This is a genomic window from Candidatus Krumholzibacteriota bacterium (assembly GCA_016931295.1).
Classification (GTDB): domain Bacteria; phylum Krumholzibacteriota; class Krumholzibacteriia; order Krumholzibacteriales; family Krumholzibacteriaceae; genus JAFGEZ01.
This window is the reverse complement of record JAFGEZ010000051.1, coordinates 14,776-36,912: the sequence shown is the minus strand read 5'-3', so window position 1 is coordinate 36,912 and position 22,137 is coordinate 14,776. Positions and strand designations below refer to the sequence as shown.

Annotated in this window: 15 protein-coding genes and 1 other RNA gene; 5 read left to right on the top strand and 11 right to left on the bottom strand. The window is 68.8% G+C overall.

The features are described 5' to 3' along the window. Positions 1-63 precede the first annotated feature (63 nt). Both JW876_12470 and JW876_12465 read right to left on the bottom strand, forming a co-directional pair. Entirely contained in the window at positions 64-759 is a 696-nt protein-coding gene (locus tag JW876_12470) for a hypothetical protein (protein ID MBN1886322.1), read from the bottom strand. A gap of 201 nt (positions 760-960) precedes the next feature. Further along, positions 961-3,273 carry a S8 family serine peptidase gene (locus tag JW876_12465; GenBank protein ID MBN1886321.1) on the bottom strand — a complete coding sequence of 771 codons (2,313 nt, stop codon included), beginning with the start codon at positions 3,271-3,273 and terminating at the stop codon, positions 961-963. Positions 3,274-3,522: 249 nt separating this feature from the next. On the opposite strand from JW876_12465, the gene JW876_12460 reads away from it, so the two are divergent. After that, positions 3,523-4,056 (top strand): DUF4136 domain-containing protein, encoded by a 534-nt coding sequence (locus tag JW876_12460; GenBank protein MBN1886320.1) that lies wholly within the window; start codon positions 3,523-3,525, stop codon positions 4,054-4,056. 84 nt (positions 4,057-4,140) lie between these two features. Here JW876_12460 and JW876_12455 read toward each other — a convergent pair whose 3' ends face one another. The 7 genes from JW876_12455 to JW876_12425 all read right to left on the bottom strand — a co-directional run bounded on the left by JW876_12455 (position 4,141) and on the right by JW876_12425 (position 10,609). Further along, complete coding sequence (locus tag JW876_12455; protein ID MBN1886319.1) at positions 4,141-6,081, bottom strand: T9SS type A sorting domain-containing protein; 1,941 nt, start codon at positions 6,079-6,081, stop codon at positions 4,141-4,143. A gap of 98 nt (positions 6,082-6,179) precedes the next feature. After that, entirely contained in the window at positions 6,180-7,388 is a 1,209-nt protein-coding gene (locus tag JW876_12450) for a DNA polymerase IV (protein ID MBN1886318.1), read from the bottom strand. A 57-nt stretch (positions 7,389-7,445) separates the two neighbouring features. Next, entirely contained in the window at positions 7,446-8,135 is a 690-nt protein-coding gene (locus tag JW876_12445; protein ID MBN1886317.1) for a sulfite exporter TauE/SafE family protein, read from the bottom strand. Beyond that, positions 8,128-8,625: a hypothetical protein gene (locus JW876_12440; protein ID MBN1886316.1), complete on the bottom strand. Its 498-nt coding sequence runs from the start codon at positions 8,623-8,625 to the stop codon at positions 8,128-8,130. The genes JW876_12445 and JW876_12440 overlap by 8 nt, the downstream gene beginning before the upstream one ends. 94 nt (positions 8,626-8,719) lie before the next feature. After that, positions 8,720-8,953, bottom strand: coding sequence for a thioredoxin family protein (locus tag JW876_12435; GenBank protein ID MBN1886315.1), 234 nt, complete (start codon positions 8,951-8,953; stop codon positions 8,720-8,722). 14 nt (positions 8,954-8,967) lie between these two features. Further along, positions 8,968-10,281, bottom strand: coding sequence for a permease (locus tag JW876_12430; protein ID MBN1886314.1), 1,314 nt, complete (start codon positions 10,279-10,281; stop codon positions 8,968-8,970). 7 nt (positions 10,282-10,288) lie between these two features. Further along, a complete protein-coding gene (locus JW876_12425; GenBank protein ID MBN1886313.1) occupies positions 10,289-10,609 on the bottom strand; it encodes a winged helix-turn-helix transcriptional regulator in 321 nt (106 codons plus the stop codon). 180 nt (positions 10,610-10,789) lie between these two features. Here JW876_12425 and JW876_12420 point away from each other — a divergent pair, with 180 nt between their 5' ends. Both JW876_12420 and JW876_12415 read left to right on the top strand, forming a co-directional pair. Then, positions 10,790-12,769 (top strand): PAS domain S-box protein, encoded by a 1,980-nt coding sequence (locus JW876_12420; protein ID MBN1886312.1) that lies wholly within the window; start codon positions 10,790-10,792, stop codon positions 12,767-12,769. Positions 12,770-12,780: 11 nt separating this feature from the next. Next, positions 12,781-14,301 carry a glycosyltransferase family 39 protein gene (locus JW876_12415; GenBank protein MBN1886311.1) on the top strand — a complete coding sequence of 507 codons (1,521 nt, stop codon included), beginning with the start codon at positions 12,781-12,783 and terminating at the stop codon, positions 14,299-14,301. Positions 14,302-14,407: 106 nt separating this feature from the next. Here JW876_12415 and ssrA read toward each other — a convergent pair. Next, positions 14,408-14,765, bottom strand: a transfer-messenger RNA (tmRNA) gene (gene ssrA / locus JW876_12410). 156 nt (positions 14,766-14,921) lie between these two features. Between ssrA and JW876_12405 the strand changes: the two genes are divergently transcribed. Both JW876_12405 and JW876_12400 read left to right on the top strand, forming a co-directional pair. Then, positions 14,922-16,052: a hypothetical protein gene (locus JW876_12405; GenBank protein ID MBN1886310.1), complete on the top strand. Its 1,131-nt coding sequence runs from the start codon at positions 14,922-14,924 to the stop codon at positions 16,050-16,052. Between the two features lie 203 nt (positions 16,053-16,255). Further along, on the top strand, positions 16,256-18,988 hold the full coding sequence (locus JW876_12400) for a S9 family peptidase (GenBank protein MBN1886309.1): 2,733 nt from the start codon (positions 16,256-16,258) through the stop codon (positions 18,986-18,988). Positions 18,989-19,058: 70 nt separating this feature from the next. On the opposite strand, the gene JW876_12395 is transcribed toward JW876_12400, so the two are convergent. Then, positions 19,059-22,136, bottom strand: a complete 3,078-nt coding sequence (locus tag JW876_12395; GenBank protein MBN1886308.1) for an efflux RND transporter permease subunit — start codon at positions 22,134-22,136, stop codon at positions 19,059-19,061. Position 22,137 lies beyond the last annotated feature (1 nt).

The window sequence follows — 22,137 nt, the reverse complement described above, 5'->3', positions numbered from 1 at the left end:
TCGAGCCGACGCCCCGCGATCCGTTCTCCCCGGGCGGGAGACCGGCCGACCGACGTCGTCCGTCTACTCGCCGCCCGCCTGTTTGATTTCGCTCCACGTGGCGTCCCTGGCGGGGACCACGAGGTCGTGCGAGAAGGCGGTGAAACATTCCCCGCCGTCGCGCACGCCGTTGCCGTTCTCGTCGGAGAAGGCCCAGACGTGGATACCATAGCAGCCGCGCCAGCTCACGTCGAGAACGAACGTGTCGGAGAAGTGTCCGCCCTCCGGCGTCGGCGTCGAGACGACGAGATCGCCCAGCGGATACACGTACGCCGCGATCGTCGCGCCGTCGACGAGGATCTGCGGCTCGCAGCCCGCCGGAACGACCTTGTCGAAGACGACCAGGACGTTCACGTAGGTGGTGGGCGCATTGGCGAACCCGTCCACGACGAGATCGAACTCGGTGCCGATGAACACGTACCCGTCGTTTCCGTCCGTCGAGGGCTCGAAGCCCGCGAGGCCGGGCGCCTGGTAGATGCTTCCGTCGATCTCGTTCGAGCCGGTCTCCAGCAACACGTCCCCGCCGCGGTCGTAGGCGGGGTCGTAGAGCGGGTGTCCCGGGCCGACGGTGTAGTACTCGTCCGTATCGTAATGGTAGATGCACGGCCCCGTCGGATAGACGACGAGGCACGGGTCGGCCCACGCGGTGCCGGCCGTGACGATCAGGACGAGGAGCGGGAGGATGGCGATGGGGGTACACCGCGACTTGTGCATGTGCATGTTCCCCTCCAGTCATTGACTGCACACGTGAGTCGCCGCTTGTTCGAGATGCAGCTTCGACAAGAGCGATTCCCCTATGAATCACCGCCAGTATACACCGAATCGGAATATTTCGCAATGACTATGCCGGCATTCCGGTACGAAAAAGGGGAAGCGGCCCCTGGATTCCGCTTCCCCGTGCAACCGCTCCGTGAGAACTCGTCACCGGAGCAGCGTCATCTTTCTCGTCACCGCTTCTCCCGGTACGGCGAGCCGGTAGAAATAGATTCCCGAGGCGACGGCGCGGCCGTGACGGTCGCGGCCGTCCCAGCGGACCTCGTGCGGGCCCGCGGAAAGCGTGCCGTCGACGAGCAGGCCGACGAGACGCCCGCCGACGTCGTAGACGGCGAGGCGGACAGGCGACCGCTCGCGCAAACTGAAGCGAATCGCCGTCGACGGATTGAAGGGATTGGGAACGTTCTGCGAGAGGACGAACGGGGCGGCAGGCGGCGCATCCCCCGCACCGGTCAGGAGGTCGGCCACGGAATAGCCGCTGTCGGGCGGCGATTCGAAGAAGATCCCGGGAACACCGGTGCGCGCCCTGATCCGCAGCACCGTCCAGACGATGCCGGCGGCGGAAGAATCGCCGCGCGTCTGCACGGCGGCCGCGTACCGCAGCGCGCCGGTGGCGGAGACCGTGGCGAGAGAATCCCAGCCTCCGCCCGCGCGCCGCAGGATGTCGTAGGCGGTGACGGGAACGGGGCTGCCGTCTCGATCGTAACCGCTCCTCTTCCACGCGATCTCGACAAGCAGCCCCTCGTCACCGGGCACATCCTCGATCGTCTCGACGGCCGGCAGGCCGTCGAACATGGAGGATACGAAGAGTCTTCCCGCGCCGTATCCGTCGTCGGGACCGGCCGTCCCCGCGTCGATCGCCCGCGCCCGCAGCGTGTCCGCCATCGCCGGAGGGGCGATCGACGGATAGAGCTGCTTCAGGAGGGCGGCGGCTCCCGCCGTCGTCGGAGAGCTGAAGGATGTCCCGAAGGAGCTTCCGTAGGTCACGCTCGTCGTCCCGTCGGGGGCGACGATGTCCGGTTTCAGCCGGCCGTCGTTCGTGGGCCCGCGGCTCGAATACGCCTCGAGCGGCGGATCGGGATCGTCATAGACGCCCCGGTAGATCGCCCCCACCGAGAAGGCCCCGTGGGCGTCGGCCGGCTCCATGAGGGAGGAGGAGGCGACGGCGTGCTCGAGGCGGTGGTTGAAGCTGAAGATCGTCATGTCCAGGTCCCCGGTCGGCCCGGCGTACCGGTGCACGCGAATCGAGTAGGGCGCTTCCGAGGAGACCCAGGTGAAGGCGACGGCCTCGGCGGGCGGCTGCGGGCCGGTCTGGGCGCTTCCGCCGGCGGCGACGACGCGTCCCGCGTTGTCCAGCACGTAGAGATCGAGGTCGGTCCGGGAATCGCCGTACTGGTTCCAGTTCAGGAAGAGCTGGATCGTGGGGGCCGTGCCGATGATCGCCAGGTCCTCGTCGCCGACGGCGAATTCGAGGGTGTCGTCCTCGTCCGCGTCGTACCAGTCGCCCCGCCAGTGGGTTTGCGCGTCGTTCCCGGCCGCGACGGCCCAGAAGATGCCGTCGACGTCGCGCGAGCGGTTGACGATCCCGGCGATCGGGCCCGTGTCGTCGTAGTAGCTCGCGAGCACCCAGCCGACCGAATGGTTCGCGACGTGGATCCCGTTTTCGCGGATGAAGTCGGCGGCGTTCTCGAGATCGACCTCGTCCTCGACGAGGATGCAGTAGAGCTCGGCGCCGGGAGCCATGTCCATCACGTGCTCGGCCACGCCCGTGCCGTGCACGGTGAAACCGCTGATGTCCACGCCCTCGACGTTCCCCTTCACGCGGTGGACCGTCGCCGGCAGCTCGCCGGCAACCTGCGCCGCGTCGAGGCCGATGAACCCGAGATCGACGACGGCGATCCTGACACCCGCGCCGTCGAATCCCGCCGCCTGGAGATCCCCGGCCCCGGTCAGGTCGACGCCCTCCGAGACCGTGCTCCCCAAACCGGCGGCGAGCGATCTCGCCGGTGTCGCGAGCCGGACCGCCGCGACGCCGGGCACCGAGGGCAACAGGCGGACAGCGCCGGGGGGAGAGAGTATGCGCACGTACGACCTGGACACGGCGTCGATCCGGGCCCCGAGACCGCGGATGGCGGCCAGATCGACGGCCGACGAAAATCGGCCGGCCGGCTCGATGACGACCGGGATCAGCGCCGCCGCCCCCTCCGTACGCAATCTGACATCCGCCGTCGCGGCGTCGGAGGCGACCCGGGCGAAACCGCCCCGCTCGTACGCGTCGACGAGGACGGCCAGCCGGTGGCCGATACCGGTCTCGCCCGGCTTCTCGCCCGCCGTGGAACGGGCGGCGGCCGCCAGCATCATCGCGGCGAGGCCGGCCGCCAGCCAGAGGACGGCGGCCGGACGCCGCGCCCGGAACGTGCCCGTCGCCGACTTCGCCCGTGTCCCGTATGAAACGTCCATGGCCTTCTCCGTACGATGAGGGCCGGTCCGTCTGTCGTCTGTTCGCGGTGAAGCATCTGTCCGCGGACCGGCCCGGCGTTCGTGCGTCCAGATCAAAATAATTCCGGATTGGAATGCAGGCAAGTATTAATTGACAATTCCAGTATACTATTCGGGTTGCGCGGCCGGGAAAATCGTCTGGCCTCGTCGCAGGCGGCGGGGTATGCTCTTCCCGGAAGGGAGAATCAGGAGAGACCGGGGAGGTCAAGGATGAAGAGGAGATACTGGATCGTCCTGCTCGGGGCGCTCGTTGCCGCGTCCTCCTGCTCGTCGATCTCGGTGAGCACCGATTTCGATCGCGACGCCGACTACGGGCTGTACCGCACCTTCTCCTTCGCGCCCCCGCGCGCGGAGCGCCGGGGAGACCGCCCCTACGAGGGTTCGCCCACGAGAACGCGGATCCTCGCGGCGATCGAGCGCGAGCTGACCGCGAAGGGCTACCGCAAGGCGATCGACGAGCGGGCCGATTTCCTCGTTGCGGTGCATATCGCCGCGAAGAACAGGGTCGACGTCGGCGTCTACGATTACCGCCTGGGCTGGCGCGGCCGCTGGCACGGGCGGGACGTGCGCGTCCACCGCTACAAGGAGGGAACGCTCGTCATCGACATCGTCGACGCGCGCCGGCGGGAGCTCGTCTGGCGCGGAACGGCCAAAGGGGCCATACACGGCCCCGACGAGGTCGAGGAGCACATCGCCGAATCGGTCCGCAGGACGATCGAGCGGTTCCCGCCGGAAATCGAATAGGCGGGCCGTCCGGCCGGCATCCCGCGACCCGGTTCTAGGACGCGGCGGGGCGGGAATGATATCCCGCCCCGCCGGTCGCGCCGTTCAGCGCACGAGGACCATCTTCCGCACGACGGTCTGTTTCCCCGCCGAGAGCCTGCAGAAATACGCGCCCGAGGCGACGGCGCGCCCGCCGTCGGTCGTTCCGTCCCACTCGATCGTGTGGATGCCGCCGTCGCGCACCTCGTCGACGAGCGTCGCCACGAGACGCCCGGCGACGTCGTGGACGGCGATGCGGACGCGCGTCCTCGCCGGGAGCTCGAAGCCGATCGTCGTCGACGGATTGAATGGATTGGGGCGGTTCGGCAGGAGCGCGACAACCGCCGGGGGCATCGTCACCGGCGCCGTCTCGAAGAGGATCGGGCCTCCGTCGATCGCCACGCGGTAGACATACGTCTCCCCGCGGCGAGCCGATGCGTCGAGGAGGGAGAAAAAGCACCCCTCGGCGACAACAAGCGCGGGATCGAGCTCGACGAAGCCGCCCGCAGGGTCGGGCGCGCGCAGCACCCTGAACCAAACGCCCCCGTCGAGCGACGAGAGCCGCCAGGCGAGCGAGACGCCCGCCGGGGACGCCGCAGCCTCGAAGGAGGCGAGGAGGGTCGCCACGAGTTCGCCCTCGTCGGTGATCCGCTGGGCGTAGATGTCGTAGTCGAGCATGCTCCGGCGATCCTCCCAGCAGACGATCGCGCCCCCCGCCCCGTCGGACGCGGCCTTCGGGTACCGCTGGGTGTCGGCGGCGCAGCAGAGGGAATCACCCCCGGGCGTCCAGGAGCAGACGCCGAGGGAATCGACGTGCTGCGCGTAGATGTCGTTCCACGTGGTCAGCTGGTGGCGGGCGTCCGTCCAGGCGACGATCGCCCCGGAGGCCCCGTCCGAAACGATGCATGGATCGATCGAGCCGCCCGTCAAAGTGCAGAGCGGAAGACCCGACGCCGCCCACTTCGGCGTTCCCGCCGCGTCGATCCGTTGCGCGTAGATGTCGGGGTCGTCTCCGCGCGTATCCTTCCACGCGACGATCGCTCCGCCCGCGTCGTCGGAAACCATCACGCAGTTTATCTGCTGCTCCGCCTCGCCGCAGACGAGCACGTCGGCGCTTCCCCAGCATTCGACGCCGAGGGTGTCGAGACGCTGCGCGTACAGGTCGTAGAAACTCCGGTTGTCGCACCAGAGGAGAATCGCCCCCCGGTCGCCGTCGGGAACGATGCAGAGGTCGTAGCGCATCCCCGCCTCGGCGCAGACCGGCATGCCGTCCGCCGTCCACCGCGGAACGCCGGCGCCGTCGAGTCGCTGGGCGTAGACGTGCCACCCCGCGCGTCCGTCGAACCAGGTCACGTAGGCACCGCCGCCCCCGTCCGTGGCGGCCACCGGGTAGTCCTGGTTGCCGGCGTACGCGCAGACGGCGACGCCGTCGGCCGCCCAGCGCACCAGGCCGTCGACGTCGATCCGCTGCGCGTAGATGTCGCAGTTCGACGAGCCGTTCCGGGCGTCCTTCCAGACGACGATGCAGCCGCCAGCGCCGTCCGGGCAGAGACGCGGCCCCGTCTGATCACCGGCCGCGGCCGTCGCCGCGACGCCGTCGGTTGTCCAGAGCATCGTCCCCGCGCCGTCGACGCGTTGCACGTAGACGTCGTAATGGCTGCCGCTCCGCCGGTCCTGCCAGGCGACGATCGCGCCCCCCGCGTTGTCCGGGAGGATCGCGGGGACGTACTGCGAGTTCGTCGCCCCGCAGACGGCGATGCCGTTCGCCGTCCAGTGCGCGCGGCCGTTCGCGTCGATCCGCTGCGCGTAGATGTCCGCATAGGGCCGTCGATCGACCCAGGCGACGAAGGCGCCCCCCGCCCCGTCGGCGCAGATCGCCTGGTCATCCTGTTCATTGGCGTAGACCGCGACGGGCGCGCCGTCGGTCGTGAAACCGGCCCGCAGCGCCGGCGCGGCCAGCAACGCGCACGCGAGCGCGACGGCGACGACGATCGCATTCCTGCTCATGGAATCCTCCCTGTCTGAATGAGTCCCCTCTGGGAGAAGCACAGTATAGCACGCGGCATCGCGCTGGTAAAGACGTTCGCGGCGCGGGAACGCCGGGATCAGGAGGGATCGTCTTCCCGGCGGCGGTCGCCGGCGAGGGTGCCCGGACCGACGGCGCCGTCGCCGAACCGCTCGACGATCTCGTCCATCGCCCGCTCGGCCCGCTCCCATCGCCCCTCGTCGCCGTCGCCGTCGCCGTCGAAGAAATCGAGCTGGCCGCCGCCCGCCCGCGCGAGATTGGTCACGCCGACGCCGACGAGGCGGATTGGCTCGCGGGAGTCGTACGCGTCGTGGAGCCGGATCGCCTCGCGGTAGATCGTCCGGGTGATCCGCGTCGGCCGGTCGAGCGTGACGCTGCGGGTGACGAGCCGGAAATCGGCGTGCCTGAGCTTGAGGACGACGGTGCGGCCGGCGAGGCCCTGCCGGCGGAGCCGCCGTCCCACCCGCTCGGCCTGCCGGAGGAGAAGTCGCCGGATCTCGGCCGTATCGGTCGTGTCCTCCTCGAGGGTGACCTCGCCGCTCACCGATTTCGGCGGCGTGACGGGCGTCACCGGCGAATCCTCCCCGCCGTCGGCGATCCGGGCGAGCCGCCGGCCCAGCGCGCCGAAGCGGGATTCGAGGGCGTCCCGCCCGAAGCGCCCGGCGTCGCCGAGCGTGCGGATACCGGCCGCGGCGAGTTGCGCGCCGCTCTTTTCGCCGATCCCCGGCACCTTCCCGATCGGCAAGGCGGCGAGAAAGGCCGCGACCTCTTCCGGCGCGACGATGGTGAGGCCGTCGGGCTTGTTTATGTCCGATGCGATCTTCGCGACGAGCTTGCAGGTCGACACCCCCACCGAGCAGGTCAGCCCCGTCTCGGCGCCGATCCGCCTCTTGACGAGGAGGGCCGTCGTTCGCGGGGGGCCGTGCAGCCGTTCCGTTCCGGTGAGATCCACGTAGGCCTCGTCGATCGAGACCTGCTCGACGAGAGGCGAGAAGTCGCACAAGATCCCCATGACGAGGCGGGAGATGTCGCGGTACCGCGACATGCGGCCGGGAAGGAAGACGCCGCCCGGGCAGCGGCGCCGCGCCTCGAAGACCGGCATCGCGGACCGGACGCCGAAGGCGCGCGCCTCGTAGCTCGCCGCAGAGACCACGCCGCGGCGCGACGCGCCGCCGACGATCACCGGCCGCCCGCGGAGGGAGGGATCGTCGAGGACCTCGACCGACGCGTAGAAGGCGTCCATGTCGATGTGGGCGATCACGCGAGCGGCTGCCGTGCGGTCCGTCATGCGCACAGTATAGCACGGACAGGCGGCGGTCGCCCGGCGGCCCCGGCCGGCGAGGGGCTAGAAGAGCCGGAAGGTGTAGCGCGCGATGAACCAGAGGCCGATGAGCACGAAGAGGATCCCCGTCCCGCTGCGCAGCCACCGCTCGACGGCCGTGACCGCATCGAACACGCTCCCGAGCGAGCGGGCACCGGTGGCGACGAGGAGGGCGAAGACGACGACGGGGAGCGCCGTCCCGACGCCGTAGAGAAGGGGCAGGAACACGGCCGAGCCGGCGGTCGTGGCCAGGGGCACGAGGCTGCCGAAGAAAAGGGCCGCCGAGACGGGGCAGAAGGAAAGGGCGAAGAGGATCCCGAGGAATCCCGCTCCCCACAGCCCCATGCGCTCCGCCCGCGCCCGGAGCCGTTCCCCGCCGATCGATCCGCTCGACGCCGGGCGAAAGAGGCCGAGAAGCATCGCGCCCGCGACCACGATGACGGGGCCGAGCACGCGGATCATGTTTTTCTGGAGCCAGTGGGAGACGACCGGCGCCGACACGAGGCTTTCGACGAGGATCGCCGCGACCGCCGCGTAGGCGATCGCCCTGCCGAGGGTGTAGAGCAGGCCCGTGAAAACCGCGCGTCGCGGGCTGTCGACGCGGCGCGCGATGAAGGACATCGCGGCGATGTTCGTCGCCAGCGGGCAGGGGCTGATCGAGGTGAGGATGCCGAGCCAGACAGCGGCCCAGGCGGCGCCGGCGATATCAGCCATCGTCGCCCCCGATGAATCGTTCCGTCTCCTCCGCGATGTACGCCTTGAAGACCGTCTCGTTTCCCACGAGGTCCCAGATCCGGTCGAGATTGCGCCAGCGCGCCTGCCGGCCCCCGGCCGTCTCGACCAGGATGACGGCCTTCGTCGTGAGTTCGTAGTCGGTCACGAACCGGTCGTTCCCCGGCTCGTCGACGTTGACGGACCGGAATTCCACCGTCTCCCCGGCGATCCCGTCCGCGAAACGTTCGGCCACCGATTCGCGCGTGTAGCGCTCGAGCTTCATGCAGGTCGGGCAGCGCTTGTCGCCGTGGAAGTAGAAGACGATGACGCGGTCCGGGCCGGCGAAGGGCCCCGCCGCCTGGTCCCCCGGTCCGGGCCCGCCGCCGGTGGCGACGATTCCGCCCGTTCCCCGCCGTTCGACGAGCAGGTAGACGCCGCTGGCCAGAACCAGCAGGACGAGCAGGATCCTGACGATGGTTCTCGTGTTCATCGAGGTGCACCTCCCGGTGTCAGTTGTCGCTTCACCTGTCCGTGTTGCGCGTCCGTGCGCGCGTCTCCCGCCGACGGCGCCGCCCGATCGAACCTCAGCCGAGCAGCGCGCGGAGCTCGTCCGGCGCCGGCACCTTCCCGACGACCTTGACCTCGCCGTCGACGACGAGGGCGGGGGTCATCATGACGCCGTAGCCGATGATCTCCTCGATCTTCGTGACCTTCTCGATCTCGTACGGCTCGCTTGTTCCGGCGAGGACCGCCGCGACCGCCTCGGCGAGCTTCTCGCATTTCGGGCAGCCGGTGCCGAGTATCTTCACCTGTTTCATCGCGCGTGCTCCTCTCAGAAGATCGCCCCGTAGACGATGCCCGCGACGGTCGCCATCACGACGACGAGTGCGACGAACGCGAGCGTTTTGCGCGTGCCGATGACGCTTCGGATGACGAGCATGTTCGGCAAACTGAGCGCCGGGCCGGCGAGGAGAAGCGCGAGCGCCGGCCCCTTGCCCATTCCCGCCCCGATCAGTCCCTGCAGTATCGGCACCTCGGTCAGCGTGGCGAAGTACATGAGCGCGCCCGCGACCGACGCGAAGAGATTCGCCCGCAGGGAGTTCCCGCCGACCGCCCGCTCGATCCACCCGGCCGGCACGAGCCCCTCGTGCCCCGGGCGCCCGAGGAGCAGCCCCGCGACGAGGACACCGCCGAGAAGGAGGGGCAGGATCTGCCGCGCGAATCCCCACGACGCGTCGAACCAGCCGGCCGTCTCCCCGCCCGAGCGGACGGCGACGACGGCGAGCCCGAGGGCGCCGGCAGAGAAGGCGAACGCGGGATCGTTCGGAAGGACGACGGCGAGTATCGCCGCCGGGGCCGCGGCGAACGCCATCCCGAGCGGCCGGACGCCGAACCATGCGACGAGTATCGCCGCGAGCCCCGCCGCCGCGAGGCCGGCGATCCACCACTTCGCCGCGTACACGGCGAGCCAGAGTCCCCCGGCGTCCGGTCCCGGCCTGCCCCAGTTGGCGAAGACGAGGACGGCCACCATCGCGGCGATGAAGAGGGCGGTCTGCCGGAGCGGCCGCGGCGCATCCGGGACGGGCATCGCGGCCTGCGCCGCCGCCTTCTCCCGCTCCTCGCGCCGGAAGAGCAGGTGCATGCCGAGCCCGACCACGACGCTGAAGAGGATCGCGCCCACGGCCCGGGCTATGCCCAGTTCGAGACCGAGCACGCGCGCGGTCAAGACGACGGCGAGAACGTTGATCGCCGGGCCGGCGTAGAGGAAGGCCGTCGCCGGGCCGAGCCCCGCCCCCATCCGGTAGATCCCGGCGAAGAGGGGGAGAACGGTGCAGGAACAGACGGCGAGGACCGTCCCCGAGACCGACGCGACGCCGTAGGCGATCGCCTTCGGCGCCCCGGCGCCGAGATACCGCATCACCGACGCCTGGCTCACGAAGACCGAGATCGCCCCGGCGATGAAGAAGGCCGGAACGAGGCAGAGCAGGACGTGTTCCCGGGCGTACCACCTGACGAGGTAAAGGGATTCCCAGACCGCGCCGGTGAACCGCGCCGAGTCGCGCAGGGCATCGACCGGCAGGTGATAGCTCAGAACGAACGCGGCGACGATCGCCGCGAGGGCCTTCCACTCCCGTCTCAAATCCACCGTTCGATCACCTCGTGAGGTCGCCCCGGTCGCGTCCCCGCCCGGCCATCACCGATTCGACGCACCCGAAGAAGTTCAGCACGCACGGGGTGGCGAGCCGGTAGAAGACCTTCGCCCCCCGTTTCTCGTCGTCGACGATCCCGCTCGCCCGGAGCACGGCGAGATGCTTGGAGACCGTCGAGACGTCGGCGCCGACCATGCCGGTCAGCTCGCAGACGCAGCGTTCCCCGCGGGAGAGCTCGTCGACGATGAAGAGACGGGTCGGATGGGCGAGGGCCTTGATGATGCGGGCCCGGACCTCGTATCTGCGTTTCGTGTCGGCATTCATGATGTTTGGCAATTTAGCCAAATAACCAACGCGACGCAAGGGGAATCCGGCCGGCGGAGCGCACCCGCCGCCCGGCGGGCTTCACTTTCCCGATTGGTCGTGCTACAGTGCAGGAAGCGGCTTGCCACGGCCGGACGGGCGCAGGCCCCTTCCCGGCCGCGGCCGAACGATCAGCGGAACATGAAACGGACATCCGGCAAGACAGACGGTGAAAGCGGGACGGAGGCGCAACGCGCAGATCAGGTCCGTGCCCGCGACGCGGCCCGCGCCGGCCATGACGCCGTTCGCGCCCTCCGCGCGAGCGAGGCGACGTTGCGCGGCGTGATGAACGCCGCGCCGATCGGCATCGGGCTCGTGACCGACCGCGTCATCGGGTGGACCAACCGGAAGATGTCCGGGATCCTCGGCTACGAGCACGGCGAGCTCGAGGGGATGAGCGCCCGCCGCCTCTACGAATCGGCCGAGGAATACGAGCGCGTCGGCCGCATCAAGCACGACGAGGTGCGCCGCACGGGCGCGGGAATGATACAGACGCGCATGGTCCGCAAGGACGGCATCGTCATCGACGTTCTCCTCAGCTCGGCGGCGATCGATCCCGCCGATTTCCACGCCGGACTCGTTTTCACCGTCATGGACATCACCGAGATGCGCCGCGGCGAGGAGACGAGGCGCCGTCTCGCCGCGGCGATCGAGCAGGCAGCGGAGGCGATCATCACCTTCGACCGCCGCGCCCGGGTCGAGTACGTCAACCCCGCTTTCGAGCGTATCACCGGCTTCGCCCGCGACGAGGTGGTCGGCGAACTTCCCACCTTCATGGAGAGCGGCGCGCACTCGCAGTCCTTCTACCAGCGGCTGTGGAACACCCTCCTCGGCGGCGATCCGTGGCACGGCCGCGTCGTCAACAGGCGGAAAGACGGCGAGCACGTCGAGGTGGAGTGCTCGATCGCGCCGCTCAAGGACGACGAGGAAACGATCACCGGGTACATCGAGGTCATGCGCGACATCACCAGGGAAGTGCATCTCGAGAAACAGCTCCGCCAGGCGCAGAAGATGGAGGCGGTCGGACAGCTCGCCGGCGGCGTCGCGCACGATTTCAACAACCTGCTCCAGGTCATCCTCGGCAACGCCGATCTCGCCCTCCGGGAGATCCCGCCCGAGCAAACCGCCTATTCCGATATCGAGCAGATACTGCGCGCCGGCAAGCGGGCGTCGACCCTCGTCAGCCACCTGCTCGCGTTCAGCCGCCGCCAGCCGATCCAGCCCCGCGTCGTCGCGATCGACGAACAGGTCGCCGCGATCGAGCCGATCCTGCGCCGGATGATCTCGGAAAGCATCGAGCTCGTGTTCGCCGCCGGCGCCGGCGGCGGCGCGGTCTACATCGATCCCGGCGAGATCGAGCAGATACTGATCAACCTCGCCATCAACGCCCGCGACGCGATGCCGGAGGGAGGACGGCTCGACTTCAGAACGAGCATCGTCACGATCGACGAGGCCTTCCGCGACGACCACCCGTGGGCGAACGAGGGCGACCACGTCCTCATCGAGGTTGCCGACACGGGTCTCGGGATGCCTCCCGACGTTGTCGAGCGCATCTTCGAGCCCTTCTTCTCGACGAAGGGGATCGACAAGGGATCGGGGCTGGGGCTCTCGATGGTCTACGGGATCGTCAAGCGGCACGGGGGGATCATCGAGGTGGAGAGCGAGCCGGGCGAGGGAACGACCTTCCGGCTCTACCTGCCGACGACCGACCGCGAGTTCTCGCCCGAATCCGCCGCCGAGCCGGCCGCCGCGAACGGAGAGGGCTCGGAGACGATCCTCGTGGCCGAGGACCAGGAGCAGGTGCTCAATCTCGCCGTCAAGGTGCTCGAGCGGGCCGGCTACCGGGTGATCACGGCCCGGGACGGCGAGGAGGCCCTCGCCAGGTACGACGAGCACGCCGGGGAGATCGATCTCCTCCTCCTCGACGTCATGATGCCGAAACGGGGCGGAGTGTCCGTCTTCGAGCAGATCCGGCTGCAAAGCGACGTCCCGATCCTCTTCAGCAGCGGCTACAGCTTCGATCCCGAGAGCGACCGGCGCATCCCGGCAAACGCCGCGATCATCCAGAAACCCTACACCCCCGGCATGCTCCTCGAGTCGATCCGGGGCATCCTCGGATAGGAACCGATCCGATGACGACGACCGCCGACCGCATCGCCCTCGCCGTCATTCTTTTCTTCGTGCTCTTCCTGCTTTTCTTCGGCGGCAGGTACCACCGGATGGAGACGGTCGGGGGCGCCGAGTGGGACGGATACGTCGACCGCGTCGAGGAACTGCGCGGCGGCGCCCTGCCCCGCGATCCCTACCGGCCGCTCCTCTACACGATCGTCGCGGCGGCAGCCGGGGGGATCGTCGGCGATTCCTTCGCCGGCGCGCGCATCGTCTCGACGCTCGCCGCGGGACTTTTCCTCCTTTTCGCGTGGCGTGCCGGGCGCGGGCAATCCGGATCGTGGGCGGGCCTCTTCGCCGCGTCGGCCCTGGCCCTCAACGTCAACGTCTTCACCCTCGGGCTGAGCGCGTCCACCGACATGCTCTTCGCCGCGTTCGCGCTGGCGTCGGTGCTGCTCGCCGCGCGTCTCCGCGAGACCCCCTCGGCCCGGGGGGCGGCCGCCCTCGGCGCGGTCGTCGGGCTCGCCTGCTTCACGCGCTACACCGGGTTCTTTTTGTTGCCCGTGGCCCTCGCCGCATTGCTGTGGCCGGCGGACGCGGGACGGGGAGGCGGCAGGGCCGGACGGACCGCGGCGTTCCTTCTCGCCGGCGCCTGCGTCCTCATCCCGCACGCGATCCTCTCGATCCGGGTCTTCGGCGTCCCCTTCTACAGCGAATCGTGGAAGAACCTCGCCTTCAAGCTGCACGGCGGCGGCGACTGGTCGTACTTCTCCCGCATGCCGGCGGGGGGCCTGTGGGCGGTCATCTCCGCCGACCCGGCGGCCTTCCTCGCCGGCGGCGCCGTCGAGATCGGCCGCTTCTTCCGTTCGACGCTCTACTATCTCGGCGGCGCGGGGCCCGCCGGGGCGCTCTTCGCCGCGCTCGCCGCGGCCGGGGCCGCGCGGGAGCTCGTTCGGCGGCGGCACCCGGCGGCGATCCTCTTCGTCGCCGTCTATCTCCCCGCCGTCTGCCTCTTCTTCTTCTCGGGTGTACGCTTCCTTCTCCCGCTCCTGCCGATCCTCTACCTCGCGGCGGCCGGGCTTCTCGACGCGGGCTGGTTCAGGCGGCCGATCGGGCGATGGCGATGGACCCGCGGCGCCCTCGTCGCCGCGGCGCTCCTCGTTGCGACGGCCGTCTCCACCGCCACGCGCCTGCCCGCCTTCGTCCGGGCGCACCCGACGGCCGAGCTGGCCGCCGCGCGAAAGCTCGGCGAGGCGCACGGGCCGGGGATCGTCGTCCTCGGCACCTTCCCGTTCATGCAACGGTACGTGGAATATCGCTGGGTGGAGATCGCGTCGCCGTCGGGAACGGACGACGCCGGATACGGAGAACGTCTGTGCCGCCAGGCGCGGGAGACCGGGGCCGATTTCGCGGTCGTCGGCCGCCTCACGCTCGGTTCCCGGCCGGCGGGGCTCCTCGGCGGCGGCGGCGCGCCATCCTGTCTCGAGTTGATCAGCCGGGACGGGGATGTATCGCTCTACCGCGTACGCGGCGTCGGGGAGTGACCGCCGCCCCGGGCGGCCGCGCGCGCTCCGGGCGCGCCCCGCGAGAAAAAGGCCCGGGTGCCTGCGAGCGCCCGGGCCTCGATCGTTTCGCCACCATATTGGAAACTGGTGGAGGCGGCGGGAATCGAACCCGCGTCCGAAGATGCTTCCATACGATCGTCTACGTGCGTAGTCCGCCGAAACAGTCTCGCCGCCCTGCCGCGCAGCGGACAACAGGGCAGGGCAGCTAGCTCCTAATTTTCTCGTTCACCTTCCAGGAGCGGGTCGGCGAACCAGCCGGCGGTCGTCAACGCCCGGATTCCGGTTCCGTCGGCGCAACCGGAGCGGACGGGTCGCCCGTGTTTAGGCGGCCAGTGCCAAGTTGTCGTTGGCAGTTGTTGGTTTGCCACCTGTTTAACGAGGTCTGATGGCACCTCGGCACGCTTCCCGTACTTCTTCCATCCCCGTCGAATCCATTCGCCCCCACACACAGGGAAGTCCCACGCCAGGAATATACTCCTCCCCGAAGGAAAAGTAAAGACATCCGGCGGAGCCCTTCCCGTGGTATCGTCGCAGGACGGGAAATATCCACCTCTCTCCGCAAGGCGCCGCGAGGCGCCGCCGGCACGGAAGGATCAGCCATGAACCGCGGATCGCCCGTCGCTCTCGCCCTCCTCGTCGCGCTGCTTTTCGCCGCCGGCTGCGGCGACGACGGCGCCGTCGATCCAGGCCCGGCCCTTCCCGACACGCTGCGCCCGTACGCGCTCGGGTTCACCGACTTCCCCCACGCCTTCTCGCAGGAGGGGGTCGACGCGGCGTGGACGGCGATCGGGGAGGAGGGCGACATGGCCGCGATGCACTTCGACGGGGGCGTGCCCTGGCCCGAGGCCCTCGCGGCGATCCGCTACGCCGAGCCGTTCATGGCCGAGCTGAACCTCAAGGAAAGCCGCATCCCGATCGGCCACGTCACCTATCTCGCCGTCACGCCGATCGATTTCGAGCGGGACGGCCTCGCCGCCTACCGGGGCGCGGAGGAGAACATGCCCCTGCCCGAACCGTGGGACACCCTCGGCTTCGACGCCGACGCGGTCGTTTTCGCCTTCACCGAGCATTGCGACTACATGATCCAGATCTTCACGCCGGACTTCTTCGCGTACGCGATCGAGGCGAACATCCTCCTCGAGACGGCGCCGGAGACGTGGCCGGCCTTCGTCACGCTCGCCCGGTTTGTCTACACGGCGATCAAGGGGAAATACCCCGCCCTGCCGGTTTTCCTGACGATCCAGGCGGAGTTCTTCGCCGCCGCCCCGCAGGCGCAGGCCGACTCCCTCGCGCTCGTCATGCCCTTCACCGACATGATCGCCGCCAGCTCGTACGCGTTCACCTCCTGGGCCGATCCCGACGACGTCCCGGCCGACCACTATCGCAGGCTCGCCGCCCTCGCGCCGGAGAAGCCCTTCGCGTGGGCGGAGACGGGGTGGCCGGCGGAGGACGTGACCGCGCCGAGCCCGGTGACGATCCTTGCCGACACGGCCGCCCAGCGGCGCTTCGTCGAGCGGCTCCTCGGGGACGCCGACAGCCTCGACGCCCGGTTCGTGAACTGGTTCTTCTCGCGGGATTTCGACGATCTCTGGGACAGCCGCCTGCAGTACCTGGACAACGCGCCCCTCCTGCGCCTCTGGCGCGACTGCGGGCTCCGTGCAGGCGACGGGGCCCCACGCCCGGCCCTCGACGCATGGCGCAAGCGCCTCGCCACGGCTCGCCGCCCCTGAAGGGCTCTCCTTGCGGCGGCTCGCCGCTTTCCGGACGGCGCGACAGGGGCCGATCGGCGACGCCCCGCGGCCGGCGGTCTCTTTCTGTTGCTTTTTTCCCCGACGCCGCATAGAATCCTTCCGCTCCCGACCACCGGGGGAAGAGAGACCGCACCACAGACACGCCACTTTACGGCACGATGCAGCGCACAAGGAGGTTCTTCATGAAGCGCCTGCTGTTCGTCCTGGCGGCCGCCGGCCTGATCGCCGGCGTCCTCGCCGTACCGGCCCGCGCCGAAACGGGCTATCTCGAGAATCTGCCGCCGATCATCGACCGCGAGGTCTTCTTCGGCGATCCCGAGATCGCCGGCGCCCAGATCTCGCCCGACGGCAAGCACATCTCGTTTCTCAAGGAGTACCACGGCAAGCTCAACATCTGGGTGAAGCGCGTCCACGAGCCCTTCGACGCGGCCAAACCGATGACGGCCGACACGACGCGCCCCGTGCGCGGGTACGCGTGGAGCCGCGACGGACGCTATCTCGTCTACGTCCAGGACAAGGGCGGCGACGAGAACTTCCTCCTCTACCGGGTCGACCCGAAGGCGGAGATCGAGGAGACGACCGGCGTGCCGCCGGCGGTCAACATGACCCCCTTCGATGACGTCCGCGTGATGTTCTACTCCCTGCCGAAGAACGATCCCGACATCGTCTTCATCGGCCTCAACGACCGCGATCAGCGGTACCACGACCTCTACCGGCTCCGCCTCTCCACCGGCGAGCGCACCCTCATCAGGCAGAACGACGAGGGCTACAGTTCCTGGATCTTCGACCTCGCCGGCGAGCTGCGGATGGTCACGAAGGAGACCGACGACGGCGGCACCGAGTTCTTCCGCGTCGACGACGACGCGATGACCTCCGTCTACGTCACGACGAACGAGGAGAACGCCGGCGTGGTCCGTTTCCACAAGGACGGCCGCCGCGTCTACCTCGACACGAACCGCGGCGAGGACGTCGACCTGAGCCGGCTCGTCCTCTTCGATCTCGACTCGCTCGAGGAGACCCTCGTCGAGACCGACCCGAAGAAGGCGGTCGATTTCGGCGGCGCGGTGTTCAGCGAGGTGACCGACGAGATCCAGGCCACCTACTACGACGACGCCCGCACGCGGATCTACTTCCACGACAAGGAATTCAAGAAGGACTACGACAAGATCCGCTCGCAGCTGCCCGACGGCGACATCAACGTCGGTTCGCGGACGAGCGACGAGAACCTCTGGATCATCTCCGTGACGAGCGACGTCGATCCGGGCGCCACCTACCTCTACGACCGCCGGTCGAAGAAGGTCTCCTTCCTCTACCGGCCGCGGCCGGATCTCCCCGTCGAGTATCTCGCCGAGATGCGGCCGGTGAAGTACAAGGCCCCCGACGGCCTCGAGATCCACGGCTATCTCACCGTGCCGAAGGGCGTCAAGGCGAAGCATCTCCCCGTCGTCATCCTGCCGCACGGCGGACCGTGGGCGCGCGACTCCTGGGGATACGACCCCTACGCCCAGTTCCTCGCCAACCGCGGCTACGCCGTCATGCAGCCGAACTTCCGCTCCTCCACCGGCTACGGCAAGCACTTCTTCAACGCCGGCAAGCGCGAGTGGGGCGACGCGATGCAGGACGACCTCACCGCCGGCGTCGAGTGGCTCATCGACGAGGGGATCGCCGATCCGGCGAAGGTCGGCATCTTCGGCGGCTCCTACGGCGGCTACGCGACCCTCGCGGGTCTCGCATTCACGCCGGACGTCTACGCCTGCGGGATCTCATACGTCGGCGTCTCGAACCTGTTGACGCTCCTCGGATCGATCCCCCCCTACTGGGAGACGGCGCGCAAGTTCTTCAACGAGCACGTCGGCGACCCGGACAATCCCGAGGACAGGGAACGCCTGATGCGCCAGTCGCCGCTCTTCTCGGCCGACAAGATCACGGCCCCGCTCCTCGTCGTCCAGGGGGCGAACGATCCGCGCGTGAAGCAGCAGGAGAGCGACCAGATCGTCATCGCGATGCGCGACCTCGGCCGCGAGGTCGAGTACATGCTCGCCCCGAACGAGGGACACGGCTTCCTCAATCCCGACAACCGTATCGCCATGACCGTGGCGATGGAGAACTTCTTCGAGAAGCATCTCGGCGGGCGCGTGCAGGAGGACGTCCGGGCGGAGATCGCCGACAAGCTCGACGGGATGATGATCGACGTCGAGACGGTCACGCTCGAGGAGAAGGGGATGGATCCCGAGGAGGCGAAATCGGCCGCGCTGCCCGCGATCGATCCCTCCCTCGCCGCCCCCTCGACGCGCACCTACGCCTCGACCCTCGAGATGATGGGCCAGGAGATCCCCATCGAGTCGAAGGTCGTCGTCGCCGGTGCCGTCCGTGACGGCGCCGACGTCTGGCACGTGCTCACCGAGGGATCGTATCCGATGGGCTCGTTCGCCGACACGACGGTCCTCGACGCGGCCACGCTGCTGCCGATCGCCTACTCGGCAGCGATGGGCCCGAGCGTCGCCGTCCTCTCCTTCAGCGAAGAGGCCGTGACCGGCTCGATCGTCTTCCAGGGAAACGAGATGCCCATCAACGAGGCGCTCGCCGCCCCGGTGCTCGGCAACGGGAACGCGCTGGATCTCTTCATCGAGTCGATGCGGCTCGAGCCCGGCATGGCCGGCGTGCTGCGCAACTTCGACTACCAGCAGATGAAGCTGAGCCTCATGACCTTCGAGGTGACCGGTCTCGAGTCGGTGACCGTGCCGGCCGGCACCTTCACCGCCTTCAAGATCGAGGTCAAGAACATCGAGGACGGCTCGGGCGGCACGATGTTCGTCTCGGAGAAGGCCCCGCGGATGGTCCTCCGCTCGACGATGCAGATGCCGGCCTCGCAGGGCGGCGGCACCGTCACATCAGAACTCGTGAAGGTCGAGTAGCGAACCGGGCGAAGACCGGACACGAAGAGGGGCGCCCCCGCGGGCGCCCCTCTTTCGTTGCCTCTCCCGGTCACCTCGTGCGGCGTGCCCGTCTCTCCCGCCTGCCGGCCCCGGTCAGCCGGTCCATCAGCGTGTAGGCCACCGGGATCAGGTAGAGGGTGAAGACGGCCGACATGATGACGCCGCCGATCTGCACGACGGCCATCGGCACGCGGTACTCGTTGCCCGCTCCCCCCATCGTCTGCGGAAGCATCCCGATCGCGATGGCGAGGTTCGACATGATGATCGGCCGGAGACGCGTCGGGCAGGCCTCGATGAGGGCCTCCCGGATCCCCGCGCCCTTCGCGCGGAGCTGCGCCGTGTAGTCGAGCAGGAGGATCGCGTTGTTCACCACGATCCCGATGAGCATCACGTAGCTCATAAGGGAGAGGATGTTGATCGTCTGCCCGGTGAAGAAGAGGCCCAGCGACATCCCGATCAGGCCGAGCGGCAAAGTGAGCATGACCGTGATCGGGTGGACGAAGCTCTCGAGGATCGCCGCCATGACGATGTAGATGAGGATGATGGCGAGGATGAGGGCCTCGAAGATCGAGGCGAAGGACTCGTCCTGGATGTCGGCCATGCCGGCGTAGCGGATCGTCATGCCGTCGGGAACGTCGATCTTCGCCAGCTCCCCGTCGATCACCGCGCGGGCCTCCGAGAGGGTCCCCGTCGCGATGTTCGCCGTCACCTCCACTTTTCGCTGCTTGTCGGCGTGGTAGATCGTCGACGAGCCGACCCGCTCCTCGATGACGCCGACGTCGGAGAGGGGCACGGTCGTGCCGAGGGGGGTCGCGATGGGCATGTCGGCGAGAGAGGCCGGATCGGTCCGGCTCTCGTCGGCGTACTTGACGACCACGTCGTATTCCTCACCCGACTCCCGGTAGACGCCCGCCTCCTCCCCCTCGTAGGCGGCGCGCAGGATCTGGCCGACCGACGCCGCCGCGAGCCCGCGATCGCTCATCTGCCGGCGGCGGGGTTTGACGGCGAGCTCGGGCTTGCCTATCTCGGCGCTCGTCTGTATCTCGACGAGCCCCGGCACCCGGTAGAAGATGTCGCGCAGCGCGAAGGCCACGCGATCGAGTTCCCCCTGGTCGTCGCCGAGGACCTCCATGACGAGATCGGCCTGGACCATCCCTCCCTCGTCGGCGGGGACGACCATGATCTCGGCGTCGGGGATGCCGGCGAGCAGCGGCCGGATGTCGTTCATGAACCCGGTGAGGTGCAGGTCGCGCTCCCCGGCCGGCACGAGCTTGACGGTGATGGCCGCGTCCTCGACGCCCCGCTGCCCGCCGCCGACCTTGACGACGACCCCCTCGACGTCGTCGCGCGCGCGCAGCGTCGCCTCGATGCGGCCGGCGAGCTCGACGGTCCGTTCGAGGCTCGTCCCCGCGGGCAGCTCCATCGTGATCTGGCAGGCGCCCTGGTCGACGACCGGCATGAATTCGCCGCCGACGAAACCGAAGAGGAAGATCGCGAAGACGAAGAGCAGGACGGCGCCGAGTATCGGGCGCCAGCGATGGTCGAGGGCGCTCGAGAGCGATCGGCGGTAGCTTTCCGTGAGACGCTCGTAGAAACGGTCCCACGCGCGCGCCGCGCAGGCGAACTTGCTCTCGCCGCAGCCGACGCCCACCCCGGGACGGATGAGACGGGCGGCGAGCATCGGAACCATCGTGAAGGAGATCACGAGCGAGAAGAGCGTTGCATAGACGACGGTGAGGCCGAACTGGATGAAGAACCGCCCGATGATCCCGCTCATGAAGGCGATCGGCGTGAAGACGACGATGTTCGTCAAGGTCGAGGCGAGCACGGCGACGGCGACCTGCGCCGTTCCCTTCTCGGCCGCCTCGAAGGGATCGATCCCCTCGCTCTTGACCATCCGCGTGATGTTCTCGATGACGACGATCGCGTTGGTGACGAGCGTGCCGATCGAGATCCCGAGGGCCATCATCGTCATCACGTTCACCGAGAAGCCCGATGCGTCGATGAGGAGGAAGGTGGCGATGACCGAAACGGGCATCGAGATCGCCGCGATCAGCGTCTGCCGCCAGTCGTGGAGGAAGATGAAGAGGAGGAGGGCGGTGAGCAGGATCCCGATGACGATGTTCTGCTGCACGTCGGCCACCGAGCTCTCGACGAAGGACGACATGTCGTTCGTGACGGCGATCTCGATGTCGTCGTCGAGTATCCCCTCCAGCTCGGCGAGGACCTCGCGGACGCCGCGGGCGACCGCCACCGTGTTGCCGTCGGAGCGGCGCATCACCGACAAACCGATCACCGGCTGTCCGTTGTAGGTGGATGACTCGCGCAACTCCTCGGTGGTGTCGAGGATGTCGGCGACCTCCGAGAGGGGGATCGTCTTCCCGGAGAGAAGCGGCAGGCGGAAGTCGGCGAACTCGGCCGGCGAGGCGACCTCGCCGACCATCCGGAGGGTCGTCTCCGTGGGGCCGCGCGTGATGTGCCCCGCGGGGACGTTGAGGTTCCCCGCGGCGACGACGCCCGCCACGTCGAGCATCGTGAGCCCGTAGGCGCGCAGGCGCTCCGGGTGGACGGCGACGCGCACCTCGCGTTCCCGCTTGCCCGTCACCTGGACCTCGGCGACGCCGTCGACGCGGCTCAGGCGTTCCCTGACCGTCTTGTCGGCGATCTCGTAGATCTCCTCGAGCGAGCGGGGCCCCGAGACGGCGATGTCGATGATCGGCGAGCTCGTGATGTCGAACTTCTGGATGATCGGCTTCTCGATGTCCTCGGGGAGCTCGATGAGGATCGCGTCGACCTTGTCCTTGACGTCGATCGCGTCGAGGTCGACGTCGGTCTCGAGGGCGAACTCGATCAGCACGAGCGACGAGTTCTCCATCGAGTAGGACTCGAGGCTCTCGATGTTCGCGAGGGTCGAGACGGCGTCCTCGATCTTCTTCGTGACCTGGCTCTCGACCTCGGAGGGGGAGGCGCCCGGGTAGATCGTGGTGACGACGACGTAGGGGAAATCGATCTTCGGCATGAGCTCGACGATCGTCCGCCGGAATGTGTAGAGGCCCATGACGACCATCGCGACGAGAAGCATCGTCGTGAGGACGGGGCGCCGGACGAATACGCGGATCGGATTCATC

What these genes read in the sequence shown, in the direction of transcription:
- JW876_12450 (MBN1886318.1), bottom strand. Translation starts at nt 7,388, where the DNA reads ATGACGGACCGCACGGCAGCCGCTCGCGTGATCGCCCACATCGACATG.
- JW876_12470 (MBN1886322.1), bottom strand. Translation starts at nt 759, where the DNA reads ATGCACATGCACAAGTCGCGGTGTACCCCCATCGCCATCCTCCCGCTC.
- JW876_12415 (MBN1886311.1), top strand. Translation starts at nt 12,781, where the DNA reads ATGACGACGACCGCCGACCGCATCGCCCTCGCCGTCATTCTTTTCTTC.
- JW876_12455 (MBN1886319.1), bottom strand. Translation starts at nt 6,081, where the DNA reads ATGAGCAGGAATGCGATCGTCGTCGCCGTCGCGCTCGCGTGCGCGTTG.
- JW876_12420 (MBN1886312.1), top strand. Translation starts at nt 10,790, where the DNA reads ATGAAACGGACATCCGGCAAGACAGACGGTGAAAGCGGGACGGAGGCG.
- JW876_12440 (MBN1886316.1), bottom strand. Translation starts at nt 8,625, where the DNA reads ATGAACACGAGAACCATCGTCAGGATCCTGCTCGTCCTGCTGGTTCTG.
- JW876_12460 (MBN1886320.1), top strand. Translation starts at nt 3,523, where the DNA reads ATGAAGAGGAGATACTGGATCGTCCTGCTCGGGGCGCTCGTTGCCGCG.
- JW876_12435 (MBN1886315.1), bottom strand. Translation starts at nt 8,953, where the DNA reads ATGAAACAGGTGAAGATACTCGGCACCGGCTGCCCGAAATGCGAGAAG.
- JW876_12445 (MBN1886317.1), bottom strand. Translation starts at nt 8,135, where the DNA reads ATGGCTGATATCGCCGGCGCCGCCTGGGCCGCTGTCTGGCTCGGCATC.
- JW876_12465 (MBN1886321.1), bottom strand. Translation starts at nt 3,273, where the DNA reads ATGGACGTTTCATACGGGACACGGGCGAAGTCGGCGACGGGCACGTTC.
- JW876_12405 (MBN1886310.1), top strand. Translation starts at nt 14,922, where the DNA reads ATGAACCGCGGATCGCCCGTCGCTCTCGCCCTCCTCGTCGCGCTGCTT.
- JW876_12425 (MBN1886313.1), bottom strand. Translation starts at nt 10,609, where the DNA reads ATGAATGCCGACACGAAACGCAGATACGAGGTCCGGGCCCGCATCATC.
- JW876_12395 (MBN1886308.1), bottom strand. Translation starts at nt 22,136, where the DNA reads ATGAATCCGATCCGCGTATTCGTCCGGCGCCCCGTCCTCACGACGATG.
- JW876_12400 (MBN1886309.1), top strand. Translation starts at nt 16,256, where the DNA reads ATGAAGCGCCTGCTGTTCGTCCTGGCGGCCGCCGGCCTGATCGCCGGC.